We start from the raw sequence: 15,106 nt of genomic DNA on the forward strand, positions 1-15,106 counted from the left end.
AATGATTTCAAGACAAGTGTTTCCCAATCAAACCCGCCAATTCAAACATCGTGATTTGATCTTTGCCAAACACCGGCTTGAGTTTGGCATCGGCGTTGATGGCTCGTTTGTTCGTGGGGTCTTGCAAGCCTTGCGCCTTGATGTAGTCCCACAACTTCTTCACCACTTCTGTGCGTGCCACTTTGTCGGTGCCAATGACGGCGGCCAAATCTGCGCTGGGCGTGAGGTTGCCCACGGCCGCTTTGCGCGGTGTTTTAGCAGCTGCGGTTTTCTTCGCCGCTGCTTTTTTGGCAGGGGCTTTGGTTTTCGCGGCTGCCTTACCCGTAGTTTTTCCAGCAGCCGTTTTAGCGCCAGCTGCATATTTAGCAGGCGTCTTGCGCGGCGGGAACTTGCTGGTGCGGGGTTCAAATTCAAACACCACTTTGTCTTCTTCAGCATTCCATGACAAGAATGCTTTGAAGGCGCGGCGCGTGCGATTGCTCACAAATTTTTCTAACAAGTCTGTTTTGCCTGCGCTCAGCAGCTTGGCAATTTGCTCGCGTTCCACCACTTGCTGCAACACAATTTTGCCGCTCTTGAAATTACAAGTGGGGGTGGGCTGGCCTTCAGTGGGCACCGATTTTTCACACACGTAATTGCTACCGTGCTCGTGCACAGCGCCGCCGCATTTGGGACATGCACCCAAGGACTCGCTGCCAGTGAAGTCGACAATCTCGCCAGTCTCTTCGGCGTTTTTGTCGTTGCCAAAGTCAAACTCGAGCTTCCAGTTTTTCTCTTCTTCGTTGTACTTCAACGCAATTTCAGAAGTGAAAGGCCAGCCCGCTTTGGAACGGAAACCTTCCAGCGGCCCAATCTTCTTGTCGCGCAAGAATTGCTCCACTTCAGCTTGCTCGAAGGTACGGCCTGCAGGTGTTTTGCCAAACGAAAAGCCACAGCCTGCTGCAGCGGTGTCATCGCTTGCAGCGTCTTTGCCCACACAGGCGTAGCGGCGATAGTTCTCTTTCACAATGCCGCCACAGGTGGGGCAGGGTGTGCTCAAGGTGGCGTAATCGCCAGGGATGGTGTCGCGATCGTATTCCTTGGCCTTCTTGACGATGTGCTCGGTCATGTTGGCAATTTGTTGCATGAAGTCTTCGCGGCTGAGTTTGCCTTGCTCCATTTGCGACAGCTTGTATTCCCACTCACCGGTCAGTTCGGGCTTGGACAATTCTTCCACACCCAAACCGCGCAGCAAGGTCATGAGTTGGAAAGCTTTGGCCGTGGGAATCATTTCGCGACCATCCCGCAAAATGTATTTCTCATTGATCAAGCCTTCGATGATTGCAGCGCGAGTGGCTGGCGTGCCCAAACCTTTTTCCTGCATGGCTTCACGCAGCTCATCGTCGTCCACCATCTTGCCGGCGCCTTCCATGGCACCCAGCAAGGTGGCTTCTGAATAGCGTGCGGGGGGCCGCGTTTTGAGTGGCTTGGTTTCAATCGAACCCACACCCACTTGCTCACCAGGCGCCACCGCCACCAAGTTTTGACCTTTGTCGCCTTCTTTGGCGTCGTCCACTTCATTGGCGGCTTCTTTGCCGTAGATGGCCAACCAACCTGGTTTGACCAAGACTTTGCCTTCGGTTTTAAAGCTGTGGCCAGCGGCGGTGCTGATGCGGGTGGTCACCATGTACTCGGCGCTGGGGAAAAACACCGCCATAAAGCGGCGCACCACCAAGTCGTACAACTTTTGTTCGGCCTCAGACAAGCCAGAAGGGGCCTGCAAGGTGGGAATGATCGCAAAGTGATCGCTGACCTTGGCGTTGTCAAAAATTCGCTTAGACGGCTTGATATAGCCGTTGTTGAGCGCTGTGAGGGCATGGGGGGCCAAATGCTTCATGCCGCTGTCGGCCAGCATATTGAACGTGTCCTTGGCCACAGGCAAGTAGTCTTCGGGCAAGGCACGTGAATCGGTACGGGGGTAGGTAAGGGCTTTGTGGCGCTCATACAAAGACTGCGCCAGCGACAAGGTGGTTTTGGCCGAGAAACCAAACTTGCCGTTGGCCTCGCGCTGCAAAGACGTCAAGTCAAACAGCAGGGGGCTGGCCTGGGTGGTGGGCTTGGCTTCCTCTGTGACAGTGGCTTTGGCGCCATTAACGGCTTGCACAATGGCATCGGCTTCAGCAGCCGTCCAAACACGATCGGCCTTTTTCTCAGCGTCTTCGGCGTCTTTCTTCCAAGCTGTGTTGAACCACTTGCCTGGATAGGTGCCCGCCGCAGCATCAAACTGCGCGTGCACTTCCCAATAGTCGCGGCTGATGAACTTGCGAATTTGCTCTTCGCGTTCCACCACCACGGCCAACGTAGGCGTTTGCACACGGCCGACAGTGGTTAAGAAGAAGCCACCGTCGCGTGAGTTGAAGGCCGTCATGGCACGGGTGCCATTGATGCCCACCAGCCAATCGGCTTCAGAGCGGCTGCGCGCGGCATCGGCCAGACCCTGCATCTGTTGATTCGAGCGCAGCTTGTCAAAGCCATCTCGAATGGCTTGTGGCGTCATGCTTTGCAACCACAGGCGCTGCACGGGCTTGCCCAGTGGAATGGTCTGCCCGGCCTTTTGCGTGCCCGCATATTGTTCAATGAGGCGGAAGATCAGTTCACCCTCGCGGCCCGCGTCACAGGCGTTAACCAAGGCGCCCACGTCTTTGCGCTTGGCCTGCTTGACCACGGCGTTCAGCCGGGTTTTGGTCTTGTCGACGGGCTTCAAGTCGAAGTAGGGCGGAATGACGGGCAAATGGGCAAAGCTCCACTTACCGCGTTTCACGTCAAATTTTTCGGGGGCCTGAATTTCAACCAAGTGGCCCACCGCGCTGGTCACCACATAGGTTTCACTCTCAAAGTGGTCCTCGTGTTTTTCAAATTTACCCGCAATCGGCGTCAAAGCACGCACGATGTCTTGAGCCACTGAAGGCTTCTCTGCAATTACCAATGTTTTCATCTCATACAATCCGGTCTCGCGTGCGCGCATGCGCACGTGTACACACACGGGCACGCGCACACGCGCGCCCACATGTTTTCACCATAACAAATTTTTAACGCCGTGGTCAAAAATAATCTTACGTCGACAAAATCGACTTCAAAGCCTGTTGCCAAGCCTGGCGTCAAAACAAAGGCGTCCAAGGCGTTACCAGCTTCAGGCCGCCGCGTGCAGGTGCGCCGTTCTGGCGTCCATGGCAAAGGTGTTTTTGCCTTGCAAGACATTGCCGAAGGCGAGACCTTGTTTGAATATGTGGGTGAAATCATCAGTTGGGACGAGGCGCAAGACCGCCATCCCCATGATCCGTCCGACCCCAATCACACCTTCTATTTCCATGTGAACGAAGACAAAGTGATTGACGCGCTGCATGGCGGCAACTCTTCTAGATGGATCAACCACAGCTGCAACCCCAACTGTGAAGCCGACGAAGACAATGACCGCATCTTCATCAAAGCCTTGCGCAACATCAAGGCCGGTGAAGAGCTCAATTACGACTACGGCTTGATCATTGACGAGCCCTACACGCCCAAATTGAAGGCTGAATACCCCTGCTGGTGTGGCAGCCCCAATTGCCGCAAAACACTTTTGGCACCGAAGCGCCGACCTGCGACACCCAAAATTCCCAGTCAAATCAAAAAGATTGAGAAGAAAATCAAGAAGCTGAAAAAAGAGCTTAAAGCGGTCAAAAAGAAGGCATAAAGCCAGAAGCGATGTCCACTTTGGCAACCCCTCAACGCTGGCCAGCCGAAAACATCTGGCAGTCTGTTGTGCCCCACCTACCGGGCTTCAGCGTTGAAATCTTGCCCGAAATCGATTCAAGCAACACCGAGCTCATGAGGCGTGCTCGGGCCGGACAACACGACCCCATTCTGTTGGTCGCAGAGCGGCAATCTGCGGGGCGCGGACGTCAAGGCCGTGCATGGTTAGGTGAATTAGGCGATGCACTGACATTCTCTATTGGGCTGCCCTATCAACCTGACAATTGGTCGGGATTGTCTTTGGCTGTTGGGCTGAGCTTGGCAGAGTCGCTGGGGCCTGATGTTCAACTTAAGTGGCCCAACGATTTGTGGCGTCAACAAAGAAAACTGGGCGGCATCTTGATTGAAGCCGCCAGCCAGGGCCCTCAAAGTTACGCAGTGATTGGCGTGGGGCTGAATGTTCGCAAGCCCACCGCCACCGACTTAAGAACACCTGCCGCAGCCATCCAAGAGTTTTGGGCAGAAGCAACGGCGCCCCTGGTGCTAGAACGTGTCGCTGCGCCCTTGATTCGCATGCTGCTTGAGTTCAAGTCCCAAGGTTTCGCACCTTTGCAACATCGATTCAATCAACGTGACGCTATTTTAGGGCAAGTGGTTCACACCAGCGACGGCATTCAAGGCGTGTGTGAAGGTGTCGATGAACTCGGTGTTTTGCAAATTGACACGGCTCAAGGTTTGGTCAAAGTCAACAACGCCGAAGTCCGCGTGAGGCCCTTGCATCTATCGGCAGGTGCTTGATGAAACACATGCCATTGCGTTGGTTCATTTTGATCTTGATGATTTTGAACGCTGCCCTTTATGTCTGGCGTGACGGTGTGCTGCAATCTTGGGGTTTTGCACCCAGCAGCGTGCGCGAACCCGAACGCAAGCAGCAACAAATTCAACCTGAAAATATTTTGATCACAAGGAAAACATCATGAGCTTGAAACTCTATTTTTCACCCGGTGCGTGCTCATTCGTGCCGCATGTGCTGCTTCAATTGTCTGGCGCCGCTTTCGAACCGACCATGGTCAAGCTGCACAAGGGCGAACAATATGGCGAGGAATACAGAGCCATCAACCCACGTGGTCAGGTACCCGTGTTGGTAGACGACGGCAAAGTGATTACCCAAATTGTGGCCATCATTTTGTACTTGGATCAAAAGTTTCCAGAGGCCAAGTTTTTACCAACTGAACCTGTGGCACGCGCCAAGGCCATCGAAGTCTTGGCCTGGATGAACAACACGGTGCACCCCACCTTCACGCACATTTTCATGCCGCAAAAGTTCAGCGATCAAGCCGACGTTCAAGCTGCACTCAAAACCTTCAACACGCAGGTTTACAAGGGCTTGCTGAGCGAGCTGGAGAGTTTGGTTGTCAATCACTTGTCGCCTTCTGGCTGGCTGTCTGGTGAAGTCTTAGGGCCACTCGATGCTTATTCACTGACGCTCACACGTTGGGGCAGCATTGCAGGCATCGACCCCACAACTTATCCAAGCCTCTGGGCGCATGTCAATCGCGTCGCCAATGATGTTCAAGTGGCGCAGGTCATTGAGCGCGAGCGTTTGCAATTAAACCTCTACAAATCAGCCTAAATCAACCAGCATCAATTGATGCTGATTTTGAATTGATTGCTGGCGCGTGCAAACCGAATGGTGAAACACGCGCCGGGTGATGCTTGACCCGGATGAGCGACATCGACAGAAACCGTTGCGCCATGCCTTTGCGCAATTTCCCGAACGATGGGCAAGCCCAAACCTGAACCATCGACATTGCTGCCCAACGCACGGTAAAAAGGTTCAAAGATTCGCTCTCTTTCAGCGGCCGCAATGCCAGGGCCGTTGTCTTCAACCTGCACAGCCACAGCTTGGCTGTAGGGATCAACCAACAAGCGCACCGTAATGACGCCAGGTCTTTCTTCAGAACTGGGCGTGTAATGAATGGCGTTGTCGACCAAGTTGCGAATCATTTCTTTCAACAAGGTGGGGTTGCCTTGTATGTTTAAAAATCTGCGCTTGTCCTCGTCTTCTACACCGTCGTAACCCAGGTCCAAACCTTTGTCCATGGCGCGGGGCAATGAGTCCATCAATACTTCACTGATCAAGGCCTCCATGTCGCAAGACTGAAGATCTAGCGCACTGCCACCCTCTGCGCGTGCGAGTGACAACAACTGGTTCACCGTGTGGGTTGCTTGAACACTGGCGCGGCCAATTTGCTTGAGCGAATGTTTCAACTCTTATTCGCTGCTGTCTTTTCTTTGTGCCAAATCAGCTTGCATACGCAACCCTGCCAAGGGAGTTTTCAGTTGATGTGCTGCATCCGCTAAAAATCTTTTTTGGGTTGATATCGAATCTTTCAAGCGGCCCAACAAATCATTGACTGACGACACCAAAGGCGCAACCTCAAGTGGCACCGCTTTTTCATCCAAGGGGCTTAAGTCGTCCGATTTTCTGGCACGAATGCGCTCCTCCAACTGTGACAGTGGTTTGATGCCGCGCACCAAAGCCAACCAGACGAGTAATACGGCCAAGGGCAGTATGGCGAACTGCGGCAGCATCACGCCTTTGATAATTTCAGTCGCCAATACCGATCTTTTTTCGCGCGTCTCTGCCACCTGAACCAAGACCGAACCGACATGTGTTTTCTCGGTGGCCAGCGTCACCCAGGTGTAGGCCACTCGCACTTCGAGACTGCGCATTTCATCATCTCGAATTTTGACCTCGTAGCTGCCCGACTTTTCATCGTCCTGCGGTTGCGGCAAGTCGCGATCACCGCCAAGTAACTCGCCTTGGGGGCCGATGACTTGGTAGTAAACCAAATCAGAGTCGTCTGCTCGCAGCAACTCACTGGCGGGTTGTGGCAAATTAAATTGAATGCGTTGTTGATCTGGACTGAGCTTGACCAGCTGTGCCAAAGCCTGCACGTTGTAGACGAGGGCGCGGTCAAAGGGTTTGTTTGCAAGGCCCTGGGCAACCAACCATGTGAGCGCCAAACTGACGGGCCAAAGCAATAGCAATGGCGTGAGCATCCAGTCCAATATCTCGCCAAACAGCGAGCGTTGCTCGCGACGAAAAAAGGAGCGCTGCCAGTTTTTAGACTTCATTCAAACGGCTAGTTGATGGCTGGCTTATCCGGGAATTTTTTCTAAGCAATAGCCAAGGCCGCGCACCGTCGCAATTCGAATGGGGCCTTTTTCAATTTTTTTGCGCAGACGGTGAATGTAGACTTCGATCGCATTGTTGCTGACCTCTTCACCCCACTCACACAAACGCTCGACCAATTGGTCTTTGCTAACCAAGCGACCCGCGCGCTGCAACAACACTTCTAACAAACCCAACTCTCTGGCAGACAACTCAACCATCTTGCCGTCGATGGTGGCAACACGTCCAGACTGATCGTAAATGAGCGGGCCGTGTTTGATTTGGGAAGTTGCACCGCCCATTCCTCTGCGGGTTAATGCGCGAACGCGCGCTTCTAATTCTTGCAAGCTAAACGGCTTGGCCATGTAATCGTCAGCGCCGTAATCCAAACCTTTGACGCGTTCTTCCACACTGTCGGCCGCGGTCAAAATCAAAACTGGCAAAGTGGAGCCTCTGGCGCGCAATTTTTTCAATACTTCCAGGCCATGCAATTTAGGCAAACCTAAATCGAGAATGAGCAGATCAAACTCGTTGTTGGTCATGAGTGCCGCATCGGCTTCTGAGCCGCTGGCCACATGATCGACCGCTGCACCCGCGCTGCGCAAACTCCTCAGCAAGCCATCGGCCAAGACCTGATCGTCTTCTGCAATCAAAATGCGCATGTCTGTCTCCCGGTTTTTTTAAGTTGGGCTTTGTGCCCGTTTGCCAGTTTTCAAATTTTAGGCGACTCTAAGCCAAGTTCGGAGAAACTTTCGCCACGTGCCTGCTTCATCGAGATTGCCTTCTCCGCATCGCTTGACGCGTATTTACATGCAATAAGCCTCTAAGCCCAGTGCAACCACTGTGGCAATTTCTAACCCAACTGACGCTTTGAATTCGCTCTCGGCTTGGGCAACAGCCATTTGAAAAGCGGCCAACCAAGCTAATCCATCCTGTGTAAATACAACGCGCCTGGCTCTTGCATCTCTGCTGTCGTTTTCTCTTCTAACCAAGCCCCAAGCTTCGCATTGGTTCACCAAATTGCCCATGGCCTGTTTGGTCATGCCCGCGGCCTCTGCCAGATCGGTTAAGCGCGATCCTTGTAACGATAGGTGCCGAGTGATGTGGACGTGGGCTGCGCTGATTTGATCTCTGGCCGCCAAATTGGACAGGGCCAATGGCACTTGCTCGTTGTTGGCCATCAGGCTCAAGACCCGTGCGTCAAAACGCCGCATGGCATGGCCTAGTAATCGCCCTAAATGCGTCTCGCGCCAGCGGTCGTCTAAGACCGCCGTCAAGCTGGGGTTTGAGTCTGAATTTGGGGTTGAACTGTCATTCGCTGGCATTTCTTAATAGTAAATCAAACTGACTAAAAAATCTATTTACGGATCGAGACAATGGCATTACAGTACTGTTCAAGCATCCAGTCTTTGATCAACTTTCTGAATGCACCATTTTTAACCCGTTGATTCTCAAGGAGATTTTCATGAGCGACCAAAACAGCGACAAAACCAAAGCCCTCCAAGCAGCCCTGGCCCAAATCGAAAAACAATTTGGCAAAGGCACCATCATGCGCTTGGGTGAAGGCGAAGTCATCGAAGACATCCAAGTGGTTTCCACGGGCTCTTTGGGTTTGGACATTGCCTTGGGCGTAGGCGGCTTGCCCCGTGGCCGCGTGGTTGAAATATACGGCCCAGAGTCATCTGGCAAGACCACCCTCACCTTACAAGTCATTGCCGAAATGCAAAAAATCGGCGGTCAGTGCGCGTTCGTCGATGCCGAGCACGCCTTGGACATTCAATACGCCCAAAAACTCGGCGTCAACCTGCAAGACCTGCTCATCAGCCAGCCCGACACCGGCGAGCAGGCCCTCGAAATTGTCGACAGCTTGGTTCGCTCAGGCGCCGTCGACTTGGTCGTCATCGACTCCGTGGCCGCACTCACCCCCAAAGCCGAACTTGAAGGTGACATGGGCGACTCCCTGCCCGGCCTCCAAGCCCGTCTCATGAGCCAAGCCCTGCGCAAGCTCACCGCCACCATCAAGAAAACCAATTGCATGGTCATCTTCATCAACCAAATTCGCATGAAGATTGGCGTCATGTTCGGCTCCCCCGAAACCACCACGGGCGGCAATGCGCTCAAGTTCTACGCTTCTGTGCGCCTAGACATCCGCCGCACCGGCACCATCAAACGCGGCGACGAAGCCATCGGCAACGAAACCAAAGTCAAGGTGGTCAAAAACAAAGTGGCCCCGCCCTTCAAAACGGCCGAGTTCGACATTCTGTTTGGCGAGGGCATTAGCCGCCAGGGCGAAATCATCGACATGGGCGTCGAAGCCAAAATCATCGACAAGTCGGGTGCCTGGTATGCCTACAACGGCGAAAAAATCGGCCAAGGCCGCGACAACGCCCGTGAGTTTTTGCGCGAGAACGCTGAGTTGGCCGCAGAAATCGAAAACAAAGTGCGCGAATCTTTGGGCATTCCTTTGTTGGCCGAAGCCGTCACGGCCGCCTAAGCCAAAGATACGCGTTCAGCCACATTGCACTTATTTCAGTTGCGTTCCTTGATCAATGGCTCAGCCTGGGTTTAAGTTGTCCCTCAAAGGACGTGCGCTGCGACTTTTGTCGCAGCGCGAACACTCTCGGGCTGAGCTGGTTCGCAAGCTGTCACCCCACGAAGAAGTGCCAGGCGAGCTGGCTCAAGCACTCGACGACCTCCAAGCCAAAGGTTTCATCGACGAAACACGCGTCTTGGAGTCCGTGCTCAACCACCGTGCTTCCAAACTAGGCAATGGCCGCATCAAGCAAGAGCTCCAAGCCAAGGGCTTGGCACCCGCGGCCGTGTCGCAAGCCATGTTGGATTTAAAAGATTCCGAATTCGGCCGGGCACAAGGCGTCTGGCAAAAAAAGTTTGGTACGCCAGCAGCCGATGCCAACGAACGCGCCAAGCACTACCGATTCTTGCTCACGCGCGGTTTTTCAGCTGAAGTGGTTCGCAAGGTCGTTAAGCAATCCGGTGCGCCCGACGACGACTTTGAAAACTAGATTTTTAAAGCCACGCCTTAAAGGCCCAGCATCAACTTCAGATTTTGAACAGCCGCACCGCTTGCGCCTTTGCCCAAATTATCTAAGCGTGCAATCACAACAGCCTGCCGGTGTGCTTCGTTGCCAAACACTCGAAGCTCCATTTTGTTGGTGTCGTTGTTGGCGGTAGCACCCAATTTGCCACTGTCTTCGGCTGGCAGCACATCCACCCACCCACCATTTTTAAGGCTGTCTGCGTAGTAGTCAGCCAAACATTGGTGCAAATCCGCCACCTTGGGTTTGCTAGGCAGGTCGTCCAAATGAAGTGGCAATTGCACCAGCATGCCCTGCCGGAAGTTGCCAACAGATGGCAAAAACAAAGGTCGACGCGTCAGTCCTGTGTACTTCATGATCTCGGGCACATGCTTGTGCTGAAGGCCCAAAGCGTAGGCTTCGTGCAAAGGCGCACGGCCTGCTTCATAGTCTTCAATCATGGGTCGGCCGCCGCCTGAGTAACCACTTACTGACGGCAAAGCCACCGCAAAGTCTGCAGGCACAATACCCGCCTTGACCAAAGGCGCCAAGATGGCAATGGCACCCGAAGCGTAGCAACCAGGGTTGCTCACGCGCTCGGCTTGGATCACAGCCTCGCGCTGCCCGGCCCTCATTTCGGGAAAACCAAAGACCCAACTGTCGTTGACGCGGTGCGCCGTGGAGGCATCGATGATGCGCGGTTTGCGTCCCGTCATGGCGTCGATCATGGCCACAGACTCTTTGGCCGCGTCGTCGTGCAGGCACAAAATGACCAAATCAACTTGGGCCATCAGCTCGCGCTTGGCTTCTGGATCTTTGCGTTTTTCTGGCGCAATACTGACCAATTCGACTTCGGACATGGCCAACAAACGCTCCCGGATCAAGAGTCCGGTGGTTCCAGCTTCGCCATCGATGAATATTTTTTTAACCATTCAGGGCTCTCCCAAGAAAATTTTTTGCCGCGTCAAGTCAATGTAAGTGACTCGGCTCAAGATTGGTGCGTTGCAACATGATACAGTCGCCGACTGCAGTGTCCAGTGCTTGTTATGGGTAAATTGCCCTGACTGGCTGGTGAGAATAACCACCCTCTGAGAGAAACCTCATGAAGATCCACGAGTACCAAGGCAAGGAAATCTTGCGTCAATTTGGTGTGCCAGTGCCCCGCGGCATTCCGGCCTTTACAGTGCAAGAAGCGGTGGAAGCCGCTCAAAAATTGGGCGGCCCAGTATGGGTTGTCAAAGCACAAATTCACGCGGGCGGTCGCGGCAAGGGCGGCGGCGTCAAGCTGGCCCGCTCCATCGACGAAGTGAAACAACTCGCCGGTGAAATTTTGGGCATGCAGTTGGTCACTCACCAAACCGGCCCAGAAGGTCAAAAAGTTCGTCGCCTGCTCATTGAAGACGGCGCTGACATCAAAAAAGAATATTACATCTCTGCTGTCACAGACCGTGCCTCACAACGTGTGGCCATGATTGTGTCCAGCGAAGGCGGTATGGACATTGAAGGTGTGGCACATGACACGCCCGAGAAAATCATCACCGAAATCGTCGACCCCGCTTTGGGCCTGACCGACGCGCAAGCCAAAATGTTGTCTGACGCCATTGGCGTGCCTGCTGGCTCGACAGCCCAAGCCGCTGACGTGCTGCAGAAGGTTTACAAGTGCTACATGGAAACCGACGCGTCTTTGGTCGAGATCAATCCTTTGATCTTGGAAGGCAACGGCGGCATCCGCGCTTTGGACGCTAAGTTCAACTTCGACTCCAACGCTTTGTTCCGTCACCCCGAAATCGTGGCTTACCGCGATTTGGACGAAGAAGATCCCGCAGAAATCGAAGCCTCTAAATTCGACTTGGCCTACATCAGCTTGGACGGCAACATCGGTTGCTTGGTCAACGGTGCAGGCTTGGCCATGGCCACCATGGACACCATCAAGTTGTTTGGCGCCGAGCCTGCCAACTTCTTGGACGTGGGCGGCGGCGCCACCCCCGAGAAAGTCACTGAAGCTTTCAAGATCATGTTGAAGAACCCCAAAGTGAAAGCCATTTTGGTCAACATCTTCGGCGGCATCATGAAGTGCGACACCATCGCTACGGGCGTGATCACCGCTTGCAAGGCCACTAACTTGAACGTGCCTTTGGTCGTTCGCATGAAGGGCACCAACGAAGATCTGGGCAAGAAGATGCTCAAAGAAAGCGGTTTGCCCATCATTTCCGTGGACACCATGGCAGAAGCAGCACAAGCTGCCGTTAAAGCGGTGAAAGGTTAATTACATGTCTATCTTTATCAACAAAGACACCAAGGTCATTACCCAAGGTATTACCGGCAAGACCGGTCAGTTTCACACTGAAAAATGCCAAGAGTACGCCAACGGTAAAAACTGCTTCGTTGCAGGTGTGAACCCCAAAAAAGCGGGCGAGTCCATCTTCAACATTCCAATTTACGCCTCTGTCAAAGAAGCGGCCTCCGACACTGGCGCTACTGTGTCTGTGATCTACGTGCCACCAGCAGGCGCAGCAGCAGCCATCTGGGAAGCTGTTGAAGCCGACCTCGACTTGGCCATCTGCATTACCGAAGGCATTCCTGTCCGTGACATGCTCGAAGTGCGCAATCGCATGCGCGCCAAAGAAGCCGCTGGCGGCAAGAAGACTTTGCTCTTGGGCCCCAACTGCCCAGGTTTGATCACCCCCGATGAAATCAAGATCGGCATCATGCCCGGTCACATTCACCGCAAGGGTCGCATTGGCGTGGTGTCACGCTCAGGCACATTGACTTATGAAGCTGTGGCACAACTGACCGAAATCGGTTTGGGCCAATCTTCTGCCGTCGGTATTGGTGGCGATCCTATCAATGGCTTGAAGCACATCGACGTGATGCGCGCTTTCAACGAAGATCCCGACACCGATGCCGTGATCATGATCGGTGAAATTGGCGGCCCAGATGAAGCCGAAGCCGCTCGCTGGTGCAAAGACAACATGAAGAAGCCGATCGTGGGCTTTATCGCTGGTGTCACAGCCCCCGCAGGCAAGCGCATGGGCCACGCCGGTGCCTTGATCTCTGGCGGTGCCGATACAGCCGATGCCAAATTGGCCATCATGGAAGAGTGCGGTTTCAAAATTACCCGCAATCCTTCCGAAATGGGCCGTTTGCTGAAGGCCATGCTGTAATTGCCATAAGCAGTTTTACGCATCACACGGCCCATTCGGGCCGTTAAAATTCAAGTCCCGACAAAAGAATTGGCCCTCAGGGGCCTTTTCTTATTCCTACTAAAAATGCAAAGGGACTCACATGGAAATGTTACAAAACGCCGACTTCTGGATCGGCTTGATGAAGATCATCTGGATCAACATCATCTTATCGGGCGACAACGCCGTGGTCATTGCCTTGGCGGCAAGATCACTGCCCGAGCATCAACAGCGTCAGGCCATCATGTTTGGCTCCGGTGCTGCGGTTGTACTTCGCATTGCACTGACCGTGGTCGCGGCAGCGCTCCTTGAGTTGTCATATTTACAAATCATCGGCGGCATCTTGCTGTTGTACATCGGCGCTCAATTGCTGAGTGAAGATGGCGACGAAGACGAAGGCGAAGTGGAAAAAGCCAGCTTGTTTGCGGCCATTCGAACCATTCTGATTGCCGACATTGTGATGAGCTTGGACAACGTGATTGCCGTGGCTGCAGCCGCCAAAGGCAACATGACGCTCCTCATTTTGGGCTTGGCCATCAGCATCCCCATGGTTATTTTTGGCAGTGCCATCATGATCAAACTCATGACACGCTTCCCCATCATCGTCACCTTTGGTGCTTGTTTGATTGGCTGGGTGGGCGGCGAAACCATTGCCAGCGATGTGGCCCTGCGCGAGTTCTCCGCAGAGAATCCTTGGCTGCACTATGCCGCGGCTACCGCAGGCGCATTGTCTGTTTTGGCCATTGGCAAGTACTTCCAAGCCAAACACGCGCACAAAGAAACGCCCGACGCCAACGCTTGAGTTTTGCAAGCGTTTGTCACGAAGCCGACCCGCTGTGGTCGGCTTTTTTACGGCCTAATGCATCCAGCAAGATTAAAATTATTCTTTACCAAGGACCACCATGTCAGCGCCTCGCTCCAATTACTTTCGCGGTTTCACCTTAATTGAACTCATGGTGGTCATTGCCATCATTGGGGTACTGGGCTCATTGGCTTTGCCGGCTTACCAAGACTATGCGGTGCGCGCCAAGGTGTCCGAAATGTTATTGGCCGCTACGCAATGTAAAACGGCTGTTTCAGAAACTGTCAGCTCCGCATCTCAAGCCGATGTCAGCACGGTTTTGCCTGCCGCATGCCCAAGCCAATCATCACAATATGTTTCAAGTGTTGCTGTGGATGCCAACGGTGTGATTACCGTCACTGGCAACCCCACCAAATTGCGTGGAACGACCAGCGCCACCGCCAATGCCATTTCGCTAACGCCTATCCAAACCGGAACCACCGCGTTAGTCGGAACAACCGATGGTGGTAAACCTGTCAGTGCATGGACCTGTGGGCCTGCAGTCACAAATCCGCTCGAATCGAAATACCTGCCCAGCTCTTGCAAAGGGGCATGACAGCCACGGCGCTCTATTTAGGGAGCCACCCAATGCCCCGACTTGCCGCCTTGCTTCTCTAACAGCTTTACATCGGTAATGGTCATGCCGCGGTCGGCGGCTTTGCACATGTCATAAATGGTGAGCAGGGCCACTTGAACAGCGGTGAGTGCTTCCATCTCAACGCCAGTTTGTCCAATGGTTTCTGCGGTGGCGGTGCACACAATACTTGGCACTTCGGCCTCTGCCAGCACTTCAAAGTCCAGCGCTACCCGAGTCAAAGCCAAGGGATGACACAAGGGAATCAGGTCAGACGTTTTTTTGGCGCCTTGAATGCCTGCAATGCGTGCAATGCCCAATACATCGCCCTTTTTGACGGTGCCCGCTTGAATCAAAGCCAGGGTGGACGCCAGCATTTGAATTCGCCCAGTGGCCACAGCGACTCGATGCGTCGATGCTTTGGAGCCCACATCCACCATGTGGGCTTGGCCTTGCGAATCAAAATGTGTCAGAGGAGAATTCTGGTTGGGCATTGAATTTGACATGGTCTGAGGCATAAAAACTGGTAAAAACCATTTACAAACGGTTGACGTCGTTACCGCATGATACGTGTTTCGGGTTTTC

15 protein-coding genes and 1 pseudogene are annotated in these 15,106 nt (G+C 53.6%); 10 read left to right on the plus strand and 6 right to left on the minus strand.

What is annotated here, in order from left to right; all coding sequences use genetic code 11:
* Positions 1–7: 7 nt before the first annotated feature.
* Positions 8–2,974, minus strand: a complete 2,967-nt coding sequence (locus AMM03_RS07025; protein WP_090130744.1) for a DNA topoisomerase III — start codon at positions 2,972–2,974, stop codon at positions 8–10.
* A 207-nt stretch (positions 2,975–3,181) separates the two neighbouring features.
* On the opposite strand from AMM03_RS07025, the gene AMM03_RS07030 reads away from it, so the two are divergent.
* Genes AMM03_RS07030 through AMM03_RS07045 form a run of 4 tightly spaced genes read left to right on the plus strand, consistent with a single transcriptional unit; the run spans position 3,182 to position 5,344 of the window.
* Positions 3,182–3,712 carry an SET domain-containing protein gene (locus AMM03_RS07030; RefSeq protein WP_228764633.1) on the plus strand — a complete coding sequence of 177 codons (531 nt, stop codon included), beginning with the start codon at positions 3,182–3,184 and terminating at the stop codon, positions 3,710–3,712.
* Between the two features lie 11 nt (positions 3,713–3,723).
* Complete coding sequence (locus AMM03_RS07035) at positions 3,724–4,509, plus strand: biotin--[acetyl-CoA-carboxylase] ligase (RefSeq protein ID WP_090129868.1); 786 nt, start codon at positions 3,724–3,726, stop codon at positions 4,507–4,509.
* Positions 4,509–4,691, plus strand: a complete 183-nt coding sequence (locus AMM03_RS07040; RefSeq protein WP_090129870.1) for a hypothetical protein — start codon at positions 4,509–4,511, stop codon at positions 4,689–4,691. Before AMM03_RS07035 ends, AMM03_RS07040 begins: the two co-directional genes overlap by 1 nt.
* A complete protein-coding gene (locus AMM03_RS07045) occupies positions 4,688–5,344 on the plus strand; it encodes a glutathione S-transferase family protein (RefSeq protein ID WP_090129872.1) in 657 nt (218 codons plus the stop codon). Before AMM03_RS07040 ends, AMM03_RS07045 begins: the two co-directional genes overlap by 4 nt.
* A gap of 11 nt (positions 5,345–5,355) precedes the next feature.
* Here AMM03_RS07045 and AMM03_RS07050 read toward each other — a convergent pair.
* From AMM03_RS07050 to AMM03_RS07060, 3 genes and pseudogenes are all read right to left on the minus strand, one after another.
* Positions 5,356–6,852 (minus strand): annotated as a pseudogene (locus tag AMM03_RS07050) (sensor histidine kinase N-terminal domain-containing protein).
* 24 nt (positions 6,853–6,876) lie between these two features.
* Positions 6,877–7,551: a response regulator gene (locus AMM03_RS07055; RefSeq protein WP_090129873.1), complete on the minus strand. Its 675-nt coding sequence runs from the start codon at positions 7,549–7,551 to the stop codon at positions 6,877–6,879.
* Positions 7,552–7,695: 144 nt separating this feature from the next.
* Positions 7,696–8,214: a MarR family winged helix-turn-helix transcriptional regulator gene (locus AMM03_RS07060; RefSeq protein WP_090129876.1), complete on the minus strand. Its 519-nt coding sequence runs from the start codon at positions 8,212–8,214 to the stop codon at positions 7,696–7,698.
* A gap of 140 nt (positions 8,215–8,354) precedes the next feature.
* Between AMM03_RS07060 and recA the strand changes: the two genes are divergently transcribed.
* Together recA and recX are read left to right on the plus strand one after the other, a co-directional pair.
* Positions 8,355–9,383, plus strand: coding sequence for a recombinase RecA (recA, locus tag AMM03_RS07065; protein WP_090129878.1), 1,029 nt, complete (start codon positions 8,355–8,357; stop codon positions 9,381–9,383).
* A gap of 55 nt (positions 9,384–9,438) precedes the next feature.
* Positions 9,439–9,912, plus strand: coding sequence for a recombination regulator RecX (recX, locus tag AMM03_RS07070; RefSeq protein WP_090129880.1), 474 nt, complete (start codon positions 9,439–9,441; stop codon positions 9,910–9,912).
* Between the two features lie 17 nt (positions 9,913–9,929).
* Here recX and argC read toward each other — a convergent pair whose 3' ends face one another.
* Positions 9,930–10,856, minus strand: coding sequence for an N-acetyl-gamma-glutamyl-phosphate reductase (argC, locus tag AMM03_RS07075; RefSeq protein WP_090129882.1), 927 nt, complete (start codon positions 10,854–10,856; stop codon positions 9,930–9,932).
* A gap of 170 nt (positions 10,857–11,026) precedes the next feature.
* Between argC and sucC the strand changes: the two genes are divergently transcribed.
* The 4 genes from sucC (at position 11,027) to AMM03_RS07095 (ending at position 14,503) form a co-directional block, all read left to right on the plus strand.
* A complete protein-coding gene (gene sucC, locus AMM03_RS07080; RefSeq protein ID WP_090129884.1) occupies positions 11,027–12,190 on the plus strand; it encodes an ADP-forming succinate--CoA ligase subunit beta in 1,164 nt (387 codons plus the stop codon).
* Between the two features lie 4 nt (positions 12,191–12,194).
* Positions 12,195–13,088 (plus strand): succinate--CoA ligase subunit alpha, encoded by an 894-nt coding sequence (sucD, locus tag AMM03_RS07085; RefSeq protein WP_090129886.1) that lies wholly within the window; start codon positions 12,195–12,197, stop codon positions 13,086–13,088.
* A gap of 121 nt (positions 13,089–13,209) precedes the next feature.
* Complete coding sequence (locus tag AMM03_RS07090; protein ID WP_090129888.1) at positions 13,210–13,908, plus strand: TerC family protein; 699 nt, start codon at positions 13,210–13,212, stop codon at positions 13,906–13,908.
* Between the two features lie 100 nt (positions 13,909–14,008).
* Positions 14,009–14,503, plus strand: coding sequence for a pilin (locus tag AMM03_RS07095; RefSeq protein WP_090129890.1), 495 nt, complete (start codon positions 14,009–14,011; stop codon positions 14,501–14,503).
* Positions 14,504–14,520: 17 nt separating this feature from the next.
* On the opposite strand, the gene moaC is transcribed toward AMM03_RS07095, so the two are convergent.
* Positions 14,521–15,027, minus strand: coding sequence for a cyclic pyranopterin monophosphate synthase MoaC (moaC, locus tag AMM03_RS07100; protein WP_228764603.1), 507 nt, complete (start codon positions 15,025–15,027; stop codon positions 14,521–14,523).
* Positions 15,028–15,106 lie beyond the last annotated feature (79 nt).

The organism is Limnohabitans sp. Rim11 (assembly GCF_001269365.1).
Classification (GTDB): domain Bacteria; phylum Pseudomonadota; class Gammaproteobacteria; order Burkholderiales; family Burkholderiaceae_C; genus Limnohabitans_A.